At 31.3% G+C, this 300-nt stretch carries 1 protein-coding gene; it reads right to left on the bottom strand.

Annotated features, from left to right (window positions below; genetic code table 11):
• The coding region (locus AC973_RS10180) for a transposase (protein WP_225968893.1) at positions 1 to 288 on the bottom strand (288 nt) is incomplete at its 3' end.
• Between the last annotated feature and the right edge of the window lie 12 nt (positions 289 to 300).

The raw sequence follows: 300 nt of genomic DNA on the forward strand, positions 1-300 counted from the left end.
ACGTAAATGATGGAAGTTCGAATATCCAAAACCTGTTCGTTTAATTAATTTAATTTTATTGTTAATACCTTCGGTAGGACCATTTGATACAGTATATTTTAAGGCGTTATGTATATAAGGCAAGAACTTGACTAATGTTCTGATAGTTCTTCTCGTACGACTTGGCAAAGTGTGGTTCTTAGTCCTATGTAGGATTTCATTGAAAATATTGATATCATGAGTTGAAATGGCATATTTTAATTCATTCATCAGGGTATAAGTAACTAAAAGTTCGTGTGAGATACTCAAAAGATAATCAAC

Origin of the sequence: Carnobacterium sp. 1290_CSPC (assembly GCF_001053265.1) — a bacterium.
Lineage (GTDB): Bacteria > Bacillota > Bacilli > Lactobacillales > Aerococcaceae > Aerococcus > Aerococcus urinaeequi.